The sequence below is a fragment of the Citrobacter sp. C1 genome (assembly GCF_014596895.2).
In the GTDB taxonomy this organism is placed as follows: Bacteria; Pseudomonadota; Gammaproteobacteria; order Enterobacterales; family Enterobacteriaceae; genus Citrobacter; species Citrobacter gillenii.
The window spans coordinates 4,962,480-4,984,828 of sequence record NZ_CP115035.1; the positions used below are offsets into that span (position 1 = coordinate 4,962,480).

The window sequence follows — 22,349 nt, forward strand, 5'->3', positions numbered from 1 at the left end:
TGTGAATGGTATGGCAGGGTCATCCATGCCTGTTTACGGCCATCGACTCATGTCTGTTCGCTGTCTGGTCACAGGAAAGTACGCAGAGCAGAACTGAAACGACAAGACGGATTGAGCGACAAGCCAGGAATCTGTCCACTTCTCGCGCGAGAAACAACGGGAAGCATTGGATAAACAAGATTCAAACTTAATAAGGTATGTTTAATACGAAGTCAACACTAACTTAGCACGACTCAAGTCGGGCGTCCAGTCATCCGAAGAATTTTGGAATCAGGTCGCCCGAACTTGATAATTCCATCTTACGCCAGGTTAGCGTCGAGGAACTCTTTTAGCTGACCTTTGGACAGTGCGCCGACTTTTGTCGCCGCAACTTCGCCGTTTTTAAACAGCAGCAGGGTCGGGATACCACGGATACCATATTTCGGTGCGGTGCCTGGGTTTTGGTCAATGTTCAGTTTCGCAACCGTCAATTTACCCTGATACTCGTCAGCGATTTCATCCAGAATTGGAGCGATCATTTTGCACGGACCGCACCACTCTGCCCAGAAATCAACGAGGATAGCTCCGTCCGCTTTGAGTACATCCGTGTCAAAACTGTCGTCTGTCAGGTGAATAATTTTATCGCTCATAATAACTCCACAGGAAAAAGCCTGGTGTGTTGGTGTAGCATTAACCAACTAAAGGTTGACTTTATTTCACCGTATACGCTTTCGTAAAGCAATAGTAAGCTGATATTCTACCACACTATGAGCAAAACACATTTAACAGAACAGAAGTTTTCCGACTTCGCACTGCACCCACAGGTGATAGAAGCCCTTGAAAACAAAGGGTTTCATAATTGCACGCCCATTCAGGCACTGGCCCTCCCGCTAACGCTGGCAGGTCGTGATGTCGCAGGACAGGCGCAAACCGGAACCGGGAAAACGATGGCGTTTCTGACGTCAACGTTTCATTATCTTCTCTCTCATCCCGCGATTGCCGATCGCAAGGTGAACCAACCGCGTGCGCTAATTATGGCGCCAACGCGTGAGTTAGCCGTGCAGATCCATGCCGATGCGGAACCGCTGGCGCAAACTACCGGTCTGAAATTAGGCCTGGCTTATGGCGGCGACGGTTACGACAAACAGCTGAAAGTGCTGGAAAGCGGCGTCGATATCCTTATCGGCACCACGGGCCGTCTCATTGACTACGCAAAACAGAACCACATCAACCTGGGTGCCATTCAGGTCGTGGTACTGGATGAAGCCGATCGCATGTACGATCTGGGCTTTATTAAAGATATCCGCTGGCTGTTCCGTCGGATGCCGCCAACCAACCAGCGTCTGAATATGCTGTTTTCCGCGACCCTCTCTTATCGCGTTCGCGAACTGGCGTTCGAACAAATGAACAACGCCGAGTACGTAGAAGTCGAACCGGAACAGAAGACGGGCCACCGTATCAAAGAAGAGCTCTTCTATCCTTCAAACGAAGAGAAAATGCGTTTACTGCAAACGCTGATCGAAGAAGAGTGGCCAGATCGCGCCATTGTTTTTGCAAACACCAAGCACCGTTGCGAAGATATTTGGGGCAGCCTTGCCGCTGACGGCCATCGCGTCGGTCTGCTGACCGGTGACGTGGCACAGAAAAAACGTCTGCGCATTCTGGAAGAGTTCACCCGTGGCGATCTCGACATTCTGGTTGCAACCGACGTTGCCGCGCGTGGTCTGCATATTCCGGCTGTTACGCATGTATTTAACTATGACCTGCCGGATGACTGCGAAGACTACGTACACCGTATTGGTCGTACCGGTCGTGCAGGCGCAAGCGGACACTCCATCAGCCTGGCCTGTGAAGAGTACGCGTTGAATTTACCTGCCATCGAGACCTATATCGGCCATTCGATTCCGGTCAGCAAGTATAACCCGGATGCACTGATGACCGATTTGCCGAAGCCGCTTCGCCTGACGCGAACGCGCCCTGGTAATGGCCCACGCCGCACCGGTGGTGCTCCGCGTAATCGTCGTCGTTCAGGTTAAGAAACGTTATGCCATACACAAAATCATTCAGCCTGTATCAAGGCGGTGAGAAAACGCAGCCAACACAGATACAGGTTGAAGGATGAAGTGTATGAATTCTACCTCGTTGTATGCAGCAATCGATCTCGGCTCCAATAGTTTTCATATGCTGGTTGTACGCGAGGTAGCGGGAAGCATCCAGACGCTCACGCGGATTAAACGCAAAGTGCGTCTGGCCGCTGGCCTGAATAGTGATAATGCGCTCTCTGCTGAAGCCATGGAGCGCGGTTGGCAGTGTCTACGGCTGTTTGCAGAGCGCCTGCAGGATATTCCTCAGCCACAAATTCGCGTGGTTGCCACGGCAACACTGCGTATCGCCACCAATGCCGACATTTTTATTGCCAAAGCGCAAGAGATCCTCGGCTGTGCCGTTCAGGTTATTAGCGGTGAAGAAGAAGCCCGGCTGATTTATCAGGGGGTTGCCCACACCACCGGCGGTGCCGATCAGCGTCTGGTCGTCGATATCGGCGGAGCCAGTACCGAACTGGTCACCGGCTCAGGTGCACAAACCACCTCCTTGTTTAGCCTGTCAATGGGCTGCGTCACGTGGCTCGAACGGTACTTTACCGATCGAAATCTGGCGCAGGAAAACTTTGACGAGGCAGAGAAGGCGGCGCGTGAAGTCTTGCGTCCTGTCGCTGACAATCTACGTTTTCACGGCTGGAAAGTGTGTGTCGGGGCTTCTGGCACCGTACAGGCACTGCAGGAAATCATGATGGCGCAGGGCATGGACGAGCGCATTACGCTGGCAAAACTTCAGCAGTTAAAGCAGCGCGCCATTCATTGCGGACGTCTTGAAGAGCTGGAAATCGAAGGGTTAACGCTGGAACGTGCGCTGGTGTTCCCCAGCGGGCTGGCAATCCTGATCGCCATTTTCACAGAGCTCAATATCCAGTGTATGACCCTTGCTGGCGGCGCATTACGTGAAGGTCTGGTCTATGGCATGCTGCATCTGGCCGTGGACCAGGACATTCGCAGTCGCACGTTGAGAAATATTCAGCGTCGATTTATGGTCGATACCGATCAGGCGCATCGTGTCGCTAACCTGGCAAGTAAGTTCCTCGATCAAGTAGATAAAAAGTGGCATTTGGAAGCTATCAGCCGCGAACTACTGATTAGTGCCTGTCAGTTGCATGAAATTGGACTTAGCGTCGATTTTAAGCAAGCGCCGCAGCATGCGGCCTATCTGGTGCGCAATCTCGATCTTCCGGGATTTACCCCCGCACAGAAAAAACTGTTAGCCACGCTGTTACTCAACCAAACCAACCCGGTCGATCTCTCTTCGCTCCACCAGCAAAACGCGGTGCCGCCGCGTATTGCGGAACATCTTTGCCGTTTGCTCCGTCTGGCGATCATTTTTGCCAGCCGTCGCCGGGACGATTTAGTTCCGGAAATTCATCTCGAAGCAAAGAATGAACATCTTACGATAACACTGCCTGAAGGCTGGCTGGTGCATCATCCGCTGGGTAAAGAGCTTATCGATCAGGAAAGCCAGTGGCAAAGCTATGTCCATTGGACTTTAGAAGTGCACTAACCCTCAAGTATTGCCGGATAGCCTACGCTTATCCGGCCTACAAAAACCTACTTCTCTTTTGCTTTCGCCATCATTGCCCGAATATTCGCGATGCTGGCTTGCCCCTTCTGCATCCGCTCCTCAGCGCTGACCACTTTTCGCTCCTGCTCCCAGATAATATCGTCCTGCGGTAATTCCAGCAGAAAACGACTCGGCTCCGGGCGCACCAGTTCACCGTACTGACGACGCTCTTTACACAGTGTAAAAATCAGTTCTTTCTGCGCGCGAGTGATGCCAACATAGGCCAGACGACGTTCTTCATCGATGTTATCTTCATCAATGCTGCTCTGATGTGGCAAAAAGCCTTCTTCCATGCCCACCATAAACACGTACGGGAACTCCAGCCCTTTGGAGGCATGTAACGTCATGAGTTGTACCTGATCCAACTCTTCTTCACTCTCGCCACGTTCCATCATGTCGCGCAGAGTAAAGCGGGTAACAACCTGGGTCAGCGTCATAGGTTCATCAATATCACTACCTTCCAGCATTTCCGTCATCCAACTGAAGAGTGTATTGACATTTTTCATACGCATTTCGGCAGCTTTCGGGCTGGGTGAGGTTTCATAGAGCCACGATTCGTAGTCAATGCCGTGGATCAGATCGCGCACAGCCGCAATCGGGTCACGCTCGGCCAGGCGCTGAATTTCACCCAACCACTGTGTAAAGCGGGTCAGCGACTCATAGCCGCGCCCGGTTAGCGTCTGGCTAAGCCCCATATCAAAGCTGGCGGTAAACAGGCTTTTATTACGCGTCATCGCCCACTCGCCCAGTTTTTGCAGCGTCGCTGGACCAATTTCACGTTTTGGCGTATTCACAATACGCAGAAATGCGCTGTCATCATCCGGGTTACTCAGTACCCGCAGATAGGCCAGCAGATCTTTAATCTCCGGACGGGAGAAAAACGACGTGCCGCCAGAAATTTTGTACGGGATGCGGTTCTGCATCAGGAATTTTTCGAACACCCGCGACTGATGATTACCGCGGTACAGAATCGCGTAATCTTTATACTGCGTCTTGTTAACAAAGTGGTGGGCAATCAGTTCGCCGGTCACGCGCTCTGCTTCATGTTCTTCGTTATTGGCGCTTAATACCTTAAGTTCGACACCGTAACCCAGCTCAGAAAAGAGTCGTTTTTCAAAAACATGTGGGTTGTTGGCAATGAGGATGTTTGCCGCTTTCAGGATACGTCCGGAAGAACGGTAGTTCTGTTCCAGCTTAACCACCTGCAATGCCGGGAAATCTTTGCTCAGCAGCACCAGGTTTTGCGGACGTGCACCGCGCCAGGAATAGATAGACTGGTCGTCATCGCCCACCACGGTAAAGCGCGCACGGCTACCCACCAGCAGTTTTACCAGCTCGTACTGGCTGGTGTTGGTATCTTGATATTCATCCACCAGCAGATAACGAATCTTGTTCTGCCAGCGTTCACGGACCTCTTCATTGCGCTGAAGCAGCAGCGTAGGCAGCAAAATCAGATCGTCAAAATCGAGGACGTTACACGCTTTCATGTGCGCGTCGTACAAACCGTAGCAGTGGGCAAAAATACGATCGCGCTCGCCTTTGGCGCTGGCTGCCGCCTGTGAAGGCGTCATCAGATCGTTTTTCCAGTTGGAGATCGTCGAGATCAGCTGTTGGAGGATCAACTTATCGTCTTCGATGAGCCCTTCGGTCAACTCCTTCAGCAACGCCACCTGGTCGGTGTCATCGAACAATGAAAAGTTCGACTTCATGCCCAGCGCTGCGTATTCACGCTTGATAATGTCCAGCCCCAGGGTGTGGAAGGTGGAGATCATCAGCCCGCGCGCCTCTTTACGGCCCAACGTCTGCGCCACACGCTCTTTCATCTCACGCGCGGCCTTGTTGGTAAAGGTCACCGCCGCAATATGCCGTGCCTGATAGCCGCAAACGCGGATTAGGTGCGCAATTTTGTTGGTGATCACGCGGGTTTTGCCGGAGCCAGCACCCGCCAGCACCAGGCAGGGTCCGGTGACGAATTCGACGGCTTGTTGTTGTCCGGGGTTTAAACGCATAAAGATCACTCAATGAAAGTCGGGAGGGGAGATTTAGAGCATGGTAGTATAGCCAGCCTCAACCACCCCACTCAAGGCACGATCATGGCAAAAACAGCAGCAGCACTGCATATCCTTGTTAAAGAAGAGAAACTGGCACTGGATCTTCTGGAGCAAATTAAAAATGGTGCCGACTTCGAGAAGCTGGCGAAGAAACACTCCACCTGCCCGTCAGGTAAGAAAGGCGGTCACCTGGGTGAATTCCGTCAGGGCCAGATGGTTCCGGCGTTTGATAAAGTGGTCTTCTCCTGCCCGGTGCTGGAGCCAACAGGCCCGCTGCACACCCAGTTCGGTTACCACATCATTAAAGTGCTGTACCGTAACTAATAGAAAGCCCGGAGTATAAACCTCCGGGCTTTTTTGCCTGATAGCGCTTCGCTTATCAGGCCTACTAAATTCTATAAATATGACATTCTTCTATGCATTTCGTCTTAGCGGAAGGCGGCAAGGAAGTTCATCTCCAGTCACATAGATAACTATGTGACTGGAGTGTACGAACGTAGCCAACGCATCAGCAAGTTGAAAGACGACGGGGAATTAGCCTGCGACGGCGATACGCTTCATGTCAGTCATGTAGCCGCGCAGTTTCTGACCAACTTCTTCAATCGCATGGCTACGAATAGCGTCATTGACGTCACGCAGCTGAGCGTTATCTACCGCACCTTCAGCAATGGCTTTGCCCAGGTCACCAGTTTGCAGCGTGGTCATGAACTCTTTCAGCAGCGGTACGCAAGCGTAAGAGAACAGGTAGTTACCGTACTCAGCGGTATCGGAGATCACCACGTTCATTTCATACAGACGCTTACGGGCGATAGTGTTGGCAATCAGCGGCAGCTCATGCAGTGATTCGTAGTAAGCCGACTCTTCGATGATGCCGGAATCCACCATGGTTTCGAATGCCAGCTCAACGCCCGCTTTCACCATCGCGATCATCAGAACGCCTTTATCGAAGTACTCCTGCTCACCGATTTTACCGTCAAACTGAGCGGCGGTTTCGAACGCGGTTTTACCGGTCTCTTCACGCCAGGTCAGCAGTTTCTTATCGTCGTTAGCCCAGTCAGCCATCATGCCGGAAGAGAATTCGCCGGAGATGATGTCGTCCATATGTTTCTGGAACAGCGGCGCCATGATTTCTTTCAGCTGTTCGGACAGCGCATAAGCACGCAGCTTAGCTGGGTTAGACAGACGGTCCATCATCAGGGTGATGCCGCCCTGCTTCAGCGCTTCGGTGATGGTTTCCCAGCCGAACTGAATCAGTTTTTCCGCGTATGCCGGATCAGTTCCTTCTTCCACCAGCTTGTCGAAGCACAGCAGAGAACCGGCCTGCAGCATACCGCACAGGATAGTCTGCTCGCCCATCAGGTCAGATTTCACTTCCGCGACGAAAGAGGATTCCAGCACACCCGCACGGTGACCGCCGGTTGCGGCTGCCCAGGCTTTAGCAATTGCCATGCCTTCGCCTTTCGGATCGTTTTCCGGGTGAACCGCGATAAGCGTCGGTACACCGAAACCGCGTTTGTACTCTTCACGAACTTCGGTACCCGGGCACTTCGGCGCAACCATCACGACGGTAATGTCTTTACGGATCTGTTCGCCCACTTCCACGATGTTGAAACCGTGGGAATAGCCCAGCGCCGCGCCGTCTTTCATCAGCGGCTGTACGGAACGCACCACGTCGGAGTGCTGTTTGTCTGGCGTCAGGTTAACCACCAGGTCAGCCTGCGGAACCAGCTCTTCGTAGGTACCGACTTTAAAGCCGTTTTCGGTCGCTTTACGCCATGAAGCGCGCTTCTCAGCAATCGCCTCTTTACGCAGTGCGTAGGCGATATCCAGACCGGAGTCACGCATGTTCAGGCCTTGGTTCAGACCCTGAGCGCCACAGCCGATGATGACCACTTTTTTACCCTGAAGGTAGCTCGCGCCATCGGCGAATTCGTCGCGGCCCATAAAGCGACATTTACCCAGCTGTGCCAGCTGCTGGCGCAGGTTCAGTGTATTAAAGTAGTTAGCCATGATGGTGTACTCCGTGATGTTGTGTGTCTTATTGTTCGGTTCGCTTTTGCGAGAATGAACCCACTATATGACAGGAAATTTATTGCGGAAATTGATATATTCACAACGTCACGTTGCAATTTATGCAATGTAAAACCGTGGAGTGCGAGCCGTGGATTTACGCGATCTAAAAACCTTCCTGCACCTGGCGGAAAGCCGCCACTTTGGCCGCAGCGCGCGGGCGATGCACGTCAGCCCCTCCACGCTTTCCCGGCAGATTCAGCGACTCGAAGAGGATCTTGGCCAGGCGCTGTTCGTGCGGGATAACCGCACGGTCACGCTGACCGAAGCGGGCGAAGAGCTGCGCATTTTTGCCCAGCAGACGTTATTGCAGTATCAGCAACTGCGCCACACCCTCGATCAGCAGGGACCCTCGCTGTCGGGCGAGCTGCATATCTTCTGTTCGGTCACCGCCGCCTACAGCCATCTGCCGCCATTCCTTGATCGCTTTCGCGCAGAACACCCTTCGGTCGAGATTAAGCTCACCACCGGCGATGCCGCCGATGCGATGGAAAAAGTGGTCACCGGAGAAGCGGATCTGGCAATAGCCGGGAAACCGGAAACCCTGCCTGGTGCGGTGGCATTCTCTATGCTGGAAAATCTGGCGGTGGTGTTAATTGCTCCGGCATTGCCGTGCCCGGTACGCAATCAGGTGTCCATCGATGATCCCGATTGGTCCACTGTGCCGTTTATCATGGCCGACCAGGGCCCGGTACGCCGCCGCATTGAGCTGTGGTTCCGCCGTCATAAAATCAGTAATCCATCAATCTATGCCACGGTCGGCGGTCACGAGGCGATGGTCTCGATGGTGGCGCTGGGCTGCGGCGTGGCGCTGCTGCCGGAAGTGGTGCTGGAAAACAGTCCAGAGCCGGTGCGTAACCGCGTGATGATTTTAGAACGTAGCGACGAGAAAACGCCGTTTGAGCTGGGCGTTTGCGTACAAAAAAAGCGGCTGCATGAGCCGCTGATTGAGGCATTCTGGAGCTTGCTGCCTGGCCACTAATGCCGGATGGCGGCACAAGCGCCTTATCCGGCCTACCCTGCCAGAAAGAACCTGAACGCCGGGTTATGACTCTCATCATGGCAGTCGTAGCCCAGTTCGTTGATCCGCGTTTCAAAATCCGGCTCATGATCGCCCAATTCAAACGCCGCCAGCACGCGACCATAGTCGGTGCCGTGACTGCGATAATGGAACAACGAGATATTCCAGTGGGTCCCTAAGGTATGCAGGAATTTCAGCAGCGCCCCTGGCGACTCGGGGAACTCAAAGCTGTAAAGACGTTCCTGTAGCGGTTTCGAGGGGCGTCCACCGACCATATAGCGCACGTGTAGCTTGGCCATTTCATCATCGGACAGATCCACCACGCTGTAACCGCCGTCGCTAAGCAACTGGAGGATTTCTTTGCGCTCTTCCAGACCGCGGCTCAGGCGTACGCCGACAAAAATGCAGGCATCTTTCGCATCGGCAAACCGGTAGTTAAATTCGGTCACCGAACGTCCACCCAACAGCTGGCAGAATTTCAGGAAACTCCCCTTTTCTTCCGGGATTGTCACCGCCAGCAGCGCTTCACGTTGTTCACCCAGCTCGCAGCGTTCAGACACATAGCGCAGGCCGTGGAAATTGACGTTGGCACCGGACAGCACGTGCGCCAGACGTTCACCACGAATATTGTGCTGGGCGATGTATTTTTTCATCCCCGCCAGCGCCAGTGCACCAGACGGCTCCGCCACCGCACGCACGTCTTCGAACAAGTCTTTCATCGCCGCGCAGATTGCATCGCTATCAACGGTGATAATGTCGTCGAGGTATTCCTGACACAGGCGGAAGGTTTCATCACCGATGCGTTTCACCGCCACGCCTTCAGCAAACAGGCCTACGCGCGGCAGATCGACCGGGTGGCCCGCATCCAGTGCCGCCTTCAGGCAGGCTGAGTCTTCGGCTTCCACGGCAATAACTTTGATTTGTGGCATCAGCTGTTTAATCAGCACCGCCACACCCGCCGCCAGACCGCCGCCGCCAACCGGAACAAATATCCGATCGAGATGCGCATCCTGCTGCAGCAGCTCAAGCGCCAGTGTGCCCTGCCCGGCAATCACCATCGGGTGATCGAATGGCGGAACCCAGGTGAAACCTTGTTGCTGTGCCAATTCAATCGCTTTGGCTTTCGCTTCATCAAAATTGGCACCGTGCAGCAGCACTTCGCCACCGAAACTGCGAACGGCATCGACTTTGATATCCGCGGTAGCCGTTGGCATGACGATCAGCGCCTTCACCCCAAGGCGCGCAGAGGAGAAGGCCACGCCCTGAGCATGGTTTCCTGCCGACGCGGTGATCACGCCCTGCGCTTTTTGCGCTTCAGTCAGGCCCGCCATCATCGCGTAGGCCCCGCGCAGCTTGAAACTGTGTACCGGCTGTCGGTCTTCGCGCTTCACCAGGACCACGTTATCGAGGCGCGAAGAGAGTTTTTCCATTTTTTGCAGCGGCGTAACCTGCACCGCTTCATAGACCGGCGCACGCAGCACCGCCCTGAGATATTCTGCCCCCTCAGGAGAGCCGGACAGGGGTTGTGAATCAGCCATGGTATTAGCCCCCCAGCTTCGATTTATCGCGCACCGCGCCTTTGTCAGCGCTGGTTGCCAGGCTGGCATAGGCACGCAGCGCGAAGGAGACCTGACGCTGGCGATCTTTTGGCGTCCAGGCTTTGTCACCGCGAGCATCCTGCGCTTCACGACGGGCCGCGATCTCCGCATCGCTCAACAACAGCTGAATGCCACGATTCGGGATATCAATCGCAATTCTGTCGCCATCCTCAATAATCGCGATGTTACCGCCGCTCGCCGCTTCCGGAGAAACGTGACCGATAGACAGACCTGACGTCCCGCCGGAGAAACGACCGTCGGTGATCAAGGCACAGGCTTTACCCAGCCCCATGGATTTCAGGAAGGTAGTTGGGTAGAGCATTTCCTGCATCCCTGGTCCGCCTTTCGGTCCTTCGTAGCGAATCACCACCACATCACCAGCAACCACTTTGCCACCGAGGATAGCTTCAACGGCATCATCCTGACTTTCGTAGACTTTCGCCGGGCCGGTGAATTTCAGGATACTGTCATCCACGCCTGCGGTTTTCACGATACAGCCGTTTTCCGCAAAGTTACCGTACAGCACCGCCAGACCGCCGTCTTTGCTGTAAGCGTGTTCCAGCGAGCGGATACAGCCTTCAGCGCGATCGTCATCCAGCGTGTCCCAGCGACAATCCTGCGAGAACGCCTGGGTGGTACGAACGCCCGCCGGGCCGGCGCGGAACATGTTTTTCACCGCCTCATCCTGGGTCAGCATGACATCATAGCGATCCAGGGTTTGCGGCAGGGTCAACCCCAGCACGTTTTTCACATCGCGATTCAATAACTCGGCACGATCCAACTCGCCTAAAATCCCCAGCACACCGCCCGCGCGGTGAACATCTTCCATATGGTATTTCTGGGTGCTCGGCGCGACTTTACACAGCTGCGGCACTTTGCGGGACAGCTTGTCGATATCACTCATGGTGAAGTCGATTTCAGCTTCCTGTGCAGCCGCCAGCAGGTGCAGAACGGTGTTCGTGGATCCCCCCATGGCGATATCCAGTGTCATGGCATTTTCAAACGCCGCCTTGTTGGCAATATTGCGCGGCAGCGCAGAATCATCATTCTGTTCGTAATAGCGTTTGGTCAGCTCAACGATACGTGAACCCGCATTAAGGAACAGCTGTTTACGATCGGCGTGGGTGGCCAGCAGCGAACCGTTACCCGGCTGCGACAGGCCCAGCGCTTCAGTCAGGCAGTTCATCGAGTTAGCGGTGAACATCCCCGAACAGGAACCACAGGTCGGACAGGCGGAGCGCTCAATCTGATCGCTTTGCGAATCAGAGACTTTCGGGTCCGCACCCTGAATCATCGCATCCACCAGATCGAGTTTGATTATCTGATCTGAGAGTTTGGTTTTACCGGCTTCCATCGGGCCGCCGGACACAAAGATCACCGGGATGTTAAGGCGCAGGGAAGCCATTAACATCCCCGGGGTGATTTTGTCGCAGTTAGAGATACAGACCATCGCATCGGCGCAGTGGGCGTTCACCATGTACTCCACCGAATCGGCGATCAGCTCACGTGACGGCAGGGAATACAGCATGCCCCCGTGGCCCATGGCGATACCGTCATCCACGGCGATAGTATTAAACTCTTTGGCTACGCCGCCGGAGGCTTCGATCTGTTCGGCAACCAGCTTACCGAGATCGCGCAGATGCACGTGGCCCGGCACGAACTGGGTAAACGAGTTTACGACGGCGATAATCGGCTTACCGAAGTCATCGTCAGTCATCCCGGTGGCGCGCCACAGCGCGCGGGCTCCCGCCATATTGCGGCCATGTGTTGTTGTGGCGGAACGATACTTAGGCATGCTTTATTTACTCCCGTCTGACTATTTAAATGGGACGGTGCGTGCCGTCCCAAATTTATACTTAGTGATTAACCTGATCCAACCAGCCGTATTTATCTTCCGTTTCACCGGTGAAGAGGCCAAAGAAGGCCTGCTGAATGCGCTTGGTGACCGGGCCACAACGGCCTTCACCCACCTGGATACCGTCAACGCTGCGCACCGGGGTAATTTCTGCCGCCGTACCGGACATGAACACTTCATCGGCCAGATACAACGACTCACGAGACAGCACCTGTTCACGCACTTCGATATCGAGGTCTTTCGCCAGTTTGATAATCGCATCACGTGTGATGCCCGGCAGCGCGGAAGAGGTAAACGGTGGAGTAAACAGAATGCCGTCTTTAACTTCAAACAGGTTTTCACCCGCGCCTTCGGAGATGTAGCCGTTCACATCTAGCGCAATACCTTCCTGATAACCATGACGACGCGCTTCGCTACCCACCAGCAGTGAAGACAGGTAGTTACCACCCGCCTTGGCGGCGGTAGGAATGGTGTTGGGTGCGACACGGTTCCAGGAAGAAACCATCGCGTCGATCCCCTGATCCAGGGCATCAGCACCCAGGTAAGCCCCCCACGGGAACGCAGCAATGATCACATCCGTGGTGTATCCCGCCGGTGGGTTAACGCCCATGCCGACATCGCCAACAAACACCAGCGGGCGGATGTACGCACTGGTCAGGTTATTTTTACGGATCACCGCACGGCAAGCTTCCATCAACTCATCAACGCTCTGAGAAACCGGAAAACGATAAATTTTGGCTGAATCACGCAGACGCTGCATGTGCTCGCGATGACGGAACACCACCGGCCCTTTGTGAGAATCATAGCAACGGATACCTTCAAATACTGATGTACCGTAGTGCAGCGCATGGGACATCACGTGAACCTTCGCGTCTTCCCAACGAATCATCTCGCCATTGGACCAAATGAAATCAGCTTTTTTCGTCGTCATTTCTCTTCCTTTTGCGCTCAGGCGCGAATTTGTTGTGATGTGGTTGTGCTCTGGCAGATAGCAACATGTGCAACATCGACCAGTTTACTTAACTGACTAAACAGTAAGTCGACCGACCGTGGGCTGGCAACGGTCAATTCAATATTTATATTCTGCGCATCGCTGGCAGCATTCATATTCATGGAGCACACCTGAAAACCACGATGGCGTACCACGCGCAAAACACGTTCTAACGTTTCCGGATTGAAACGAGCCTCAACGGCGACCTGATGTTGCATCATGATGATTTCTCCAGCATTTCTGAGTTACTGGCACCAGGAGGTACCAGAGGCCAGACATTCTCAAGTTCGTCGATTGAGACATGAAGCAGGTATGGCCCATTACTGTTCAGCATGGTGTCGAGAGCCGCTTCAACCTGGTCTTTACGGGTGATGTGTTGGCCAGGGATGCCGAAGGCGCCGGCCAACATAAGGAAATCGGGATTATCGGTCAGGGTAGTTTCGCTATAGCGTTCCTGGAAAAACAGCTGCTGCCATTGTCGCACCATGCCTAACCGCTGGTTGTCGAGTAAGACGATTTTCAGCGGCAACTGCTTGCGTTTTACGGTGCCCAGCTCCTGCACATTCATCATGAAGGAGCCATCACCGGAGATACAGATGACCGTATCATTCGGACGGGCCACCTGCGCCCCCACTGCTGCAGGTAAGCCAAAGCCCATCGTCCCCAGGCCGCTGGAGGTGATGAAGTTCTCCGGGCGAGTGTAGGTCATGTGTTGTGCTGACCACATCTGATGCTGACCAACATCCGTCGTCACCACGCTATCCTTATGTTTCCTTTCGGACAGCTGTTTTAACAACAGCGGAGCGTAAATAGCCTCCCCCGGATGATCATAGCGCCAGGCATGTTCTGCACGCATGTCGGCGGCATACTGGCACCATTCGTTGATGGCCAGCGGTTGTTGCAATGCAGGTAACAGCGTATTTAAATCGCCTTGCAGCGCAACGTGTGCCAGGCGCAGTTTGTTCATCTCGGCCGGATCGATATCCATGTGGATCACGCTGGCATTGGGGGCGAAAGTGTTCAGCTTGCCAGTCACCCGGTCATCAAAACGCGCACCGACGGCGATCAGCAAATCGCACTCCTGCACCGCAAAGTTTGCCGCTTTGGTGCCATGCATGCCCAGCATACCCAGATAGTACGGGTAATCTGCATCCACCGCGCCAAGGCCTTTCAACGTACAAACCACCGGCACATGCGTTGCGGCGATAAACTCACGCAGCGCTGGAACTGCCTGCGCCATCCCTACGCCACCACCTACATACAGCACGGGTTTCTGTGCCTTCGCCAACATCTTGCGGGCTTGTTCAATCTCAGCATGTGGGAAAGCAACTGCGTTTTCGACGGTGGTGAAATAGGGCTCCAGCGTACCACTGGCTAACTGAATGTCTTTCGGGATATCAACCAGAACCGGACCCGGACGACCAGAGTTCGCCACGTCGAAGGCCTCGGCCATGATACGCGGCAACTCTTCCAGCGACTGCACCAGGAAACTATGTTTGGTACATGACAGCGACATGCCGAGTACATCCACTTCCTGGAACGCATCGGTGCCGATAAACGGGGAAGAGACTTGACCAGTGATCGCCACAACGGGAACGGAATCTAACAGCGCATCTGCCAGGCCGGTGATCAGGTTGGTTGCACCAGGACCGGAAGTCGCGATACAGACACCGGTTTTACCGGTTGAGCGGGCATAGCCAATCGCCGCCATCGCCGCCCCCTGCTCGTGTCGACACAACAGGTGTTCTACGCCGCCGTCGTACAACGCATCGTAAACCGGCATAATTGCGCCACCGGGATAGCCAAAGACGGTTTTCACCCCTTGTGCACGCAACGCATGTACCACCCACTGTGCCCCATTCATAGTTACATCCCCGCCGTAAATCTTGAGAAACAGAATTTTATGCTAGTGTTCACTTTCTGCTCCTCGTTTAAGTTTTTAAGGTCAAAAAAAACCCCCGAACCTTTCGGTGCGGGGGTCTTAGTTCGTTAAGGCTTGTTTCTTAAGCCTTTCCTCGTCCAAGTGCAGCCCCGCACGGTGGGATAATAATCACCACCACGCTAATCACGACCAGGCTAATCACTCGTAGAAGGGCTGTCATTTTTGTATTTTCTTGCATCTTGTTCGAAGGAATACCTAAAGAGTTACCATAGAGTTTCACTATGGCACAAGATATTTCTGCATTCATTTTTCTGACACGGTTAACGGTTTCTATAAATCGCGTTGTTTTTTATACAAAAAATAGAAAATGAAAATATTTCACGTTATTCAGTAAACACGATCATGTTTTCCCTCTGCAGGCGGCACTTTGAGCGGCGCTTGTGAGCGTTGTTCCAGAGGTTACGTAAAATATTAACCCTTGCATAAAAATACATGAATCAGCATCTAAAAGTATCAATCAAGCAAGATATCGTCGCCATCTATTAAGACATAATACCTGCATCAGGAGGGGTTATGTCACTGTCGATAGTCCACACGCGCGCCGCATTAGGCGTCAATGCACCACCCATTACTATTGAAGTCCATATTAGTAATGGCTTGCCCGGTTTAACCATGGTTGGACTACCCGAAACCACCGTGAAAGAGGCTCGAGATCGAGTTCGCAGTGCGATTATTAATAGCGGGTATGAATTTCCGGCCAAGAAGATAACCATCAACCTTGCCCCGGCAGATCTGCCTAAAGAAGGAGGGAGATATGATTTACCTATCGCCATTGCGCTTCTGGCTGCGTCAGAGCAGCTTACAACACATAATCTCGATACTTATGAGTTAGTCGGTGAACTAGCGCTTACAGGTGCTCTACGTGGCGTTCCCGGAGCAATATCCAGCGCAACTGAAGCAATTCGCGCAGGTAGGCGAATTATTGTCGCAAAAGAGAACGCTGCAGAAGTGGGGCTAATACACGGCGAGGGCTGCCTGATTGCCGATCACCTGCAAGCCGTGTGCGCATTTCTCGAAGGTAAGCATGAATTAGAAAGGCCTGTTTGCGTAGAGATTCCACCTTCAGGCTCATCTGATGACCTCAGTGACGTCATCGGCCAGGAACAGGGCAAGCGAGGGCTGGAGATTACCGCTACAGGCGGCCACAATCTCTTGCTCATCGGCCCGCCGGGTACGGGAAAAACGATGCTTGCCAGTCGCCTTCGCGGATTGTTACCACCGTTAAGTAATGATGAAGCTCTGGAAAGCGCGGCAATTCTCAGCCTGGTCAATTCCGACACCATACAAAAACAGTGGAAGCAACGCCCCTTTCGCTCACCCCATCACAGCGCGTCCTTAACCGCAATGGTAGGAGGAGGATCGATACCGGCACCGGGTGAGATTTCTCTGGCACATAACGGCATATTATTTCTGGATGAATTGCCCGAGTTTGAACGCCGTACGCTGGATGCCCTGCGTGAGCCTATTGAATCCGGACAGATTCATTTATCACGCACCCGGGCAAAAATAACCTACCCGGCACGCTTTCAATTGATAGCAGCAATGAATCCAAGCCCAACAGGGCACTATCAGGGAAACCACAACCGTTGTACCCCAGAGCAAACGCTACGTTACCTCAATCGCTTATCTGGCCCTTTTCTCGACCGCTTCGATTTGTCCCTCGAAATACCCCTTCCACCGCCCGGTATACTCAGTCAGCGAGCAGCAAAGGGAGAAGACAGTGAGACGGTGAAGAAACGGGTTATGGCCGCGCGTGAGCGCCAGTATCAGCGGCAAAATAAGTTAAATGCGCATCTGGGCAGCCAGGATATACATCAATTCTGCGTCTTACACAGGGATGACGCACGCTGGCTGGAGGAAACGTTAGCACATCTTGGATTGTCCATCCGCGCATGGCTGCGCTTGATAAAGGTCGCTCGCACAATTGCGGATATTGAGCAATGTGACCAGATCACCCGTCAACATTTACAGGAAGCCGTTGGCTATCGGGCAATAGACAGGTTGTTAATCCATTTACAGAAACTACTGGCATAAAAAAAGGGCTTTCGCCCTTTTTTTATTAATCCTCTGACTCGGTGTAATCTTCCGCACCTTCTACCTGAGGTTTGCCGCCAGACAGCGTGTGGAAACGTTTTGGACGCTTAATACGCGTCATGTATTTAGACCACACACGTTCCGCTTCGGTAACCGGCTCACGTTCACCACGGCATACCGCCACAAACAACTTCTCTTCTTCAGTTACCGGCTCACGCTTGCCCAGATCCAGCTCATTAAAGGCATAACCGTGACGCTCAAGCAGCTGTGCCTCTTTAATGGTGAAATCACCATGACGGGAGAATCCGCGGGGGTAATATTTATTGTCGAAATATCGATTAGTCGTCGTAAAGCTTTCCGCCATCCTGCACGCTCCTAATTCTTTGGCCGAGCTATTTATGGCGCGGAGTATTAGTTACGCTTGACAGAGCGTCAAACAAAAGATTTAAATCATAACGACAAATAATTTTATGGAGTGAGTTGTGGATACGGAATTGTTAAAGACTTTCCTGGAAGTTAGCCGAACGCGCCACTTTGGCCGGGCAGCTGAAGCGCTCTATTTGACCCAATCGGCGGTCAGTTTTCGCATCAGACAACTGGAAAATCAACTGGGTGTGAACCTCTTCACCCGACACAGAAACAATATCCGTTTAACCGCTGCGGGTGAAAAATTATTGCCATATGCTGAAACGCTGATGAATACGTGGCAAGCAGCACGTAAGGAGGTCGCAAATACCTCACGCCATAATGAGTTCTCTATCGGTGCCAGCGCTTCCCTTTGGGAATGCATGCTCAATAGCTGGCTGGGTCGTTTATATCAGTCGCAGGTGCCGCAAACCAGCCTGCAGTTTGAAGCCAGGATCGCGCAGCGCCAGTCGCTAGTAAAGCAACTCCATGAACGACAGCTTGATCTGCTGATTACTACTGAATCCCCAAAAATGGACGAATTTAGCAGTCAACTACTGGGGTATTTCACGCTGGCGCTCTATTGCAGCGCTCCATCACAAACAAAAGATGAACTGAATTATCTGCGTCTGGAGTGGGGACCTGATTTTCAACAACACGAAGCGGGATTAGTTGCCGGCGACGAAGTTCCTGTGCTAACCACCAGTTCTGCTGAGCTAGCAAGACAGCAACTTCCTGTACTGAAGGGTTTTAGTTGGCTTCCCGTGTGTTGGGCGAAAACAAAAAGCGATCTCCATATAGTTTCTGACAGCACGACACTTTCACGTCCGTTGTATGCGGTCTGGCTACAAAATAGCGATAAACATACGCTTATCTGCGATCTGCTGAAAACGAATATTCTGGATGATTAAAATGGACGCTGGCAAGGATGCCGGAAACAGGAAATAAACAGTATGAAGGTAGCGTCATTTTCAGATAAAAAAAATCCTTAGCAAAAATGCTAAGGATTGTTTCTGGCAGGGGCGGAGAGACTCGAACTCGCGACACCCGGTTTTGGAGACCGGTGCTCTACCAACTGAGCTACGCCCCTATATTTCTTATCATTAAGCCTGCTAAGGTAGCAGGCTTAATTTTCTAATAAGTGGCGGAACGGACGGGACTCGAACCCGCGACCCCCTGCGTGACAGGCAGGTATTCTAACCAACTGAACTACCGCTCCACCGAATTTCTTTGTCACTACCCGGATTTTTCATCCCGGTTTACTGCAATTTGATGCCTGGCAGTTCCCTACTCTCGCATGGGGAGACCCCACACTACCATCGGCGCTACGGCGTTTCACTTCTGAGTTCGGCATGGGGTCAGGTGGGACCACCGCGCTACAGCCGCCAGGCAAATTCTGTTTATCAGACCGCTTTTGCGTTCTGATTTTATCTGTATCAAGCTGAATTGATGTCTCTTTCGCCAAAACATCTTTGGCGTTGTAAGGTTAAGCCTCACGGTTCATTAGTATCGGTTAGCTCAATGTATCGCTACACTTACACACCCGACCTATCAACGTCGTAGTCTTCAACGTTCCTTCAGGACTCTCAAGGAGTCAGGGAGAACTCATCTCGGGGCAAGTTTCGTGCTTAGATGCTTTCAGCACTTATCTCTTCCGCATTTAGCTACCGGGCAATGCCATTGGCATGACAACCCGAACACCAGTGATGCGTCCACTCCGGTCCTCTCGTACTAGGAGCAGCCCCCCTCAATTCTCCAGCGCCCACGGCAGATAGGGACCGAACTGTCTCACGACGTTCTAAACCCAGCTCGCGTACCACTTTAAATGGCGAACAGCCATACCCTTGGGACCTACTTCAGCCCCAGGATGTGATGAGCCGACATCGAGGTGCCAAACACCGCCGTCGATATGAACTCTTGGGCGGTATCAGCCTGTTATCCCCGGAGTACCTTTTATCCGTTGAGCGATGGCCCTTCCATTCAGAACCACCGGATCACTAAGACCTGCTTTCGCACCTGCTCGAGCCGTCACTCTCGCAGTCAAGCTAGCTTATGCCTTTGCACTAACCTCCTGATGTCCGACCAGGATTAGCTAACCTTCGTGCTCCTCCGTTACTCTTTAGGAGGAGACCGCCCCAGTCAAACTACCCACCAGACACTGTCCGCAACCCGGATCACGGGTCTACGTTAGAACACCAGCCATTAAAGGGTGGTATTTCAAGGTTGGCTCCATGCAGACTGGCGTCCACACTTCAAAGCCTCCCACCTATCCTACACATCAAGGACCAGTGTTCAGTGTCAAGCTATAGTAAAGGTTCACGGGGTCTTTCCGTCTTGCCGCGGGTACACTGCATCTTCACAGCGAGTTCAATTTCACTGAGTCTCGGGTGGAGACAGCCTGGCCATCATTACGCCATTCGTGCAGGTCGGAACTTACCCGACAAGGAATTTCGCTACCTTAGGACCGTTATAGTTACGGCCGCCGTTTACCGGGGCTTCGATCAAGAGCTTCTCCTTACGGATAACCCCATCAATTAACCTTCCGGCACCGGGCAGGCGTCACACCGTATACGTCCACTTTCGTGTTTGCACAGTGCTGTGTTTTTAATAAACAGTTGCAGCCAGCTGGTATCTTCGACTGATTTCAGCTCCACGAGCAAGTCGCTTCACCTACCATCAGCGTGCCTTCTCCCGAAGTTACGGCACCATTTTGCCTAGTTCCTTCACCCGAGTTCTCTCAAGCGCCTTGGTATTCTCTACCTGACCACCTGTGTCGGTTTGGGGTACGATTTCGTGTTACCTGATGCTTAGAGGCTTTTCCTGGAAGCAGGGCATTTGTTACTTCAGCACCGTAGTGCCTCGTCATCACACCTCAGCGTTATACAGAAGTCCGGATTTACCTAAACTTCCCGCCTACATGCTTAAACCGGGACAACCGTCGCCCGGCTAACATAGCCTTCTCCGTCCCCCCTTCGCAGTAACACCAAGTACAGGAATATTAACCTGTTTCCCATCGACTACGCCTTTCGGCCTCGCCTTAGGGGTCGACTCACCCTGCCCCGATTAACGTTGGACAGGAACCCTTGGTCTTCCGGCGTGCGGGTTTTTCACCCGCATTATCGTTACTTATGTCAGCATTCGCACTTCTGATACCTCCAGCACCCCTCACAGGACACCTTCAACGGCTTACAGAACGCTCCCCTACCCAACAACACATAGTGTCGCTGCCGCAGCTTCGGTGCACAGTTTAGCCCCGTTACATCTTCCGCGCAGGCCGACTCGACCAGTGAGCTATTACGCTTTCTTTAAATGATGGCTGCTTCTAAGCCAACATCCTGGCTGTCTGTGCCTTCCCACATCGTTTCCCACTTAACTGTGACTTTGGGACCTTAGCTGGCGGTCTGGGTTGTTTCCCTCTTCACGACGGACGTTAGCACCCGCCGTGTGTCTCCCGTGATAACATTCTTCGGTATTCGTAGTTTGCATCGGGTTGGTAAGTCGGGATGACCCCCTAGCCGAAACAGTGCTCTACCCCCGAAGATGAGTTCACGAGGCGCTACCTAAATAGCTTTCGGGGAGAACCAGCTATCTCCCGGTTTGATTGGCCTTTCACCCCCAGCCACAAGTCATCCGCTAATTTTTCAACATTAGTCGGTTCGGTCCTCCAGTTAGTGTTACCCAACCTTCAACCTGCCCATGGCTAGATCACCGGGTTTCGGGTCTATACCCTGCAACTTAACGCCCAGTTAAGACTCGGTTTCCCTTCGGCTCCCCTATACGGTTAACCTTGCTACAGAATATAAGTCGCTGACCCATTATACAAAAGGTACGCAGTCACCCTGATAAATCAAGGCTCCCACTGCTTGTACGTACACGGTTTCAGGTTCTTTTTCACTCCCCTCGCCGGGGTTCTTTTCGCCTTTCCCTCACGGTACTGGTTCACTATCGGTCAGTCAGGAGTATTTAGCCTTGGAGGATGGTCCCCCCATATTCAGACAGGATACCACGTGTCCCGCCCTACTCTTCGAGTTCACAACACATGCGATTTTGTGTACGGGACTATCACCCTGTACCGTCGGACTTTCCAGACCGTTCCACTACCACACATGCTGATTCAGACTCTGGGCTGCTCCCCGTTCGCTCGCCGCTACTGGGGGAATCTCGGTTGATTTCTTTTCCTCGGGGTACTTAGATGTTTCAGTTCCCCCGGTTCGCTTCATTACGCTATGTATTCACGTAATGATAGTGTGTCGAAACACACTGGGTTTCCCCATTCGGAAATCGCCGGCTATAACGGTTCATATCACCTTACCGACGCTTATCGCAGATTAGCACGTCCTTCATCGCCTCTGACTGCCAGGGCATCCACCGTGTACGCTTAGTCGCTTAACCTCACAACCCGAAGATGTTTCGTAAAACACATCGTGTTGCGAAAATTTGAGAGACTCGAACACACCGCTTATCTGTTCTTATTACGGAGAACAGACACAGTGTGTCGTTTCAATTTTCAGCTTGATCCAGATTTTTAAAGAGCAAATATCTCAAACGTAACTCACTGAGTTAGTTTTGAGATATCGATGGGTTGTGCCTTTCACTCACGACCAGCAAGTGGCGTCCCCTAGGGGATTCGAACCCCTGTTGCCGCCGTGAAAGGGCGGAGTCCTAACCGCTAGACGAAGGGGACACGGAGTGTCACGACTTCGCAGCCGTCTTGCTTCTTTACTTTTCATCAGA

At 52.9% G+C, this 22,349-nt stretch carries 16 protein-coding genes, 3 tRNA genes, 2 rRNA genes and 1 pseudogene; 6 read left to right on the forward strand and 16 right to left on the reverse strand.

What is annotated here, in order from left to right; genetic code table 11:
* Window positions 1–33 precede the first annotated feature (33 nt).
* Together IB214_RS23725 and trxA are read right to left on the reverse strand one after the other, a co-directional pair.
* Window positions 34–167: pseudogene (locus IB214_RS23725) on the reverse strand (rho operon leader peptide).
* 132 nt (window positions 168–299) lie between these two features.
* Complete coding sequence (trxA, locus tag IB214_RS23730; RefSeq protein ID WP_001280776.1) at window positions 300–629, reverse strand: thioredoxin TrxA; 330 nt, start codon at window positions 627–629, stop codon at window positions 300–302.
* A gap of 117 nt (window positions 630–746) precedes the next feature.
* Between trxA and rhlB the strand changes: the two genes are divergently transcribed.
* Together rhlB and gppA are read left to right on the forward strand one after the other, a co-directional pair.
* Window positions 747–2,015, forward strand: coding sequence for an ATP-dependent RNA helicase RhlB (gene rhlB / locus IB214_RS23735; protein WP_096758950.1), 1,269 nt, complete (start codon window positions 747–749; stop codon window positions 2,013–2,015).
* Window positions 2,016–2,106: 91 nt separating this feature from the next.
* Window positions 2,107–3,588 (forward strand): guanosine-5'-triphosphate,3'-diphosphate diphosphatase, encoded by a 1,482-nt coding sequence (gene gppA / locus IB214_RS23740; RefSeq protein ID WP_117343784.1) that lies wholly within the window; start codon window positions 2,107–2,109, stop codon window positions 3,586–3,588.
* Between the two features lie 47 nt (window positions 3,589–3,635).
* Here gppA and rep read toward each other — a convergent pair whose 3' ends face one another.
* Window positions 3,636–5,657, reverse strand: a complete 2,022-nt coding sequence (gene rep, locus IB214_RS23745; RefSeq protein WP_117343783.1) for a DNA helicase Rep — start codon at window positions 5,655–5,657, stop codon at window positions 3,636–3,638.
* 84 nt (window positions 5,658–5,741) lie between these two features.
* Between rep and ppiC the strand changes: the two genes are divergently transcribed.
* Window positions 5,742–6,023: a peptidylprolyl isomerase PpiC gene (gene ppiC / locus IB214_RS23750; RefSeq protein ID WP_015960967.1), complete on the forward strand. Its 282-nt coding sequence runs from the start codon at window positions 5,742–5,744 to the stop codon at window positions 6,021–6,023.
* Window positions 6,024–6,233: 210 nt separating this feature from the next.
* Here ppiC and ilvC read toward each other — a convergent pair whose 3' ends face one another.
* Entirely contained in the window at window positions 6,234–7,709 is a 1,476-nt protein-coding gene (ilvC, locus tag IB214_RS23755; protein WP_096758953.1) for a ketol-acid reductoisomerase, read from the reverse strand.
* 151 nt (window positions 7,710–7,860) lie between these two features.
* On the opposite strand from ilvC, the gene ilvY reads away from it, so the two are divergent.
* Window positions 7,861–8,751, forward strand: a complete 891-nt coding sequence (ilvY, locus tag IB214_RS23760) for an HTH-type transcriptional activator IlvY (protein WP_117343782.1) — start codon at window positions 7,861–7,863, stop codon at window positions 8,749–8,751.
* Window positions 8,752–8,783: 32 nt separating this feature from the next.
* Here the strand turns inward: ilvY and ilvA are convergent, their stop codons facing one another.
* From ilvA to ilvL, 6 genes are all read right to left on the reverse strand, one after another.
* On the reverse strand, window positions 8,784–10,328 hold the full coding sequence (ilvA, locus tag IB214_RS23765) for a threonine ammonia-lyase, biosynthetic (RefSeq protein WP_096758955.1): 1,545 nt from the start codon (window positions 10,326–10,328) through the stop codon (window positions 8,784–8,786).
* 4 nt (window positions 10,329–10,332) lie between these two features.
* Window positions 10,333–12,183, reverse strand: coding sequence for a dihydroxy-acid dehydratase (gene ilvD, locus IB214_RS23770; protein ID WP_096758956.1), 1,851 nt, complete (start codon window positions 12,181–12,183; stop codon window positions 10,333–10,335).
* Window positions 12,184–12,244: 61 nt separating this feature from the next.
* The gene (locus tag IB214_RS23775; RefSeq protein WP_096758957.1) at window positions 12,245–13,174 is read right to left on the reverse strand and encodes a branched-chain amino acid transaminase; all 930 of its coding nucleotides are present in this window, start codon (window positions 13,172–13,174) and stop codon (window positions 12,245–12,247) included.
* Window positions 13,175–13,191: 17 nt separating this feature from the next.
* Window positions 13,192–13,455 carry an acetolactate synthase 2 small subunit gene (gene ilvM / locus IB214_RS23780; RefSeq protein WP_096758958.1) on the reverse strand — a complete coding sequence of 88 codons (264 nt, stop codon included), beginning with the start codon at window positions 13,453–13,455 and terminating at the stop codon, window positions 13,192–13,194.
* Window positions 13,452–15,098, reverse strand: coding sequence for an acetolactate synthase 2 catalytic subunit (gene ilvG / locus IB214_RS23785; protein ID WP_117343781.1), 1,647 nt, complete (start codon window positions 15,096–15,098; stop codon window positions 13,452–13,454). The genes ilvM and ilvG overlap by 4 nt, the downstream gene beginning before the upstream one ends.
* Window positions 15,099–15,237: 139 nt before the next feature.
* Entirely contained in the window at window positions 15,238–15,336 is a 99-nt protein-coding gene (ilvL, locus tag IB214_RS23790; RefSeq protein WP_001311244.1) for an ilv operon leader peptide, read from the reverse strand.
* Window positions 15,337–15,689: 353 nt separating this feature from the next.
* On the opposite strand from ilvL, the gene IB214_RS23795 reads away from it, so the two are divergent.
* Window positions 15,690–17,210, forward strand: a complete 1,521-nt coding sequence (locus IB214_RS23795; RefSeq protein WP_117343780.1) for a YifB family Mg chelatase-like AAA ATPase — start codon at window positions 15,690–15,692, stop codon at window positions 17,208–17,210.
* A 25-nt stretch (window positions 17,211–17,235) separates the two neighbouring features.
* Here the strand turns inward: IB214_RS23795 and maoP are convergent, their stop codons facing one another.
* On the reverse strand, window positions 17,236–17,574 hold the full coding sequence (maoP, locus tag IB214_RS23800) for a macrodomain Ori organization protein MaoP (protein ID WP_096758961.1): 339 nt from the start codon (window positions 17,572–17,574) through the stop codon (window positions 17,236–17,238).
* 118 nt (window positions 17,575–17,692) lie between these two features.
* On the opposite strand from maoP, the gene hdfR reads away from it, so the two are divergent.
* Window positions 17,693–18,526 carry an HTH-type transcriptional regulator HdfR gene (gene hdfR, locus IB214_RS23805; protein ID WP_117343779.1) on the forward strand — a complete coding sequence of 278 codons (834 nt, stop codon included), beginning with the start codon at window positions 17,693–17,695 and terminating at the stop codon, window positions 18,524–18,526.
* Window positions 18,527–18,629: 103 nt separating this feature from the next.
* Here hdfR and IB214_RS23810 read toward each other — a convergent pair.
* The 5 genes from IB214_RS23810 to IB214_RS23830 all read right to left on the reverse strand — a co-directional run bounded on the left by IB214_RS23810 (window position 18,630) and on the right by IB214_RS23830 (window position 22,299).
* A tRNA-Trp gene (locus tag IB214_RS23810) sits at window positions 18,630–18,705 on the reverse strand.
* Window positions 18,706–18,757: 52 nt separating this feature from the next.
* Window positions 18,758–18,834 (reverse strand) — tRNA-Asp (locus IB214_RS23815).
* Between the two features lie 55 nt (window positions 18,835–18,889).
* Window positions 18,890–19,005 (reverse strand): 5S ribosomal RNA (gene rrf / locus IB214_RS23820).
* Between the two features lie 92 nt (window positions 19,006–19,097).
* Window positions 19,098–22,007 (reverse strand): 23S ribosomal RNA (locus tag IB214_RS23825).
* 217 nt (window positions 22,008–22,224) lie between these two features.
* Window positions 22,225–22,299: transfer RNA gene (locus tag IB214_RS23830), tRNA-Glu, on the reverse strand.
* Window positions 22,300–22,349: the final 50 nt, after the last annotated feature.